The 305-nt window shown below is 73.1% G+C and carries 1 protein-coding gene; it reads left to right on the forward strand.

Annotated elements, in window-relative coordinates:
* On the forward strand, positions 1 to 305 hold a 305-nt coding region (locus V1J52_RS26050; RefSeq protein ID WP_330142431.1), incomplete at both ends, for a hypothetical protein.

The following is a 305-nucleotide window of genomic DNA, read 5'->3' on the forward strand; positions in this document are numbered from 1 at the left end:
TCCGTCTACGACGCCTCCAACGGCACCGGCCGGGCCGTCCGCGTCGAGGACCTGGGCGACCTGTCCACCACCGCGGACGACAAGTGCACCCGGCTGTGGTACGCGGACAACACGGCCGAGAACATCCTCGACCTGCCCTCCCGCAGCGAGGCCGTCTCCGTCGACTGCTCCGCCGCCGCCAACCGCGCCACGGACGTCATCGCCGACGAGCGCACGTCCTACGACGGCGGCAGCTTCGGCGACGCCCCCACGCGCGGTGACGCGACGAGGACCGAGCGGCTCTCGGCGCACGACGGCACCAAGGG

The organism is Streptomyces solitudinis, assembly GCF_036323765.1.
Classification (GTDB): domain Bacteria; phylum Actinomycetota; class Actinomycetes; order Streptomycetales; family Streptomycetaceae; genus Streptomyces.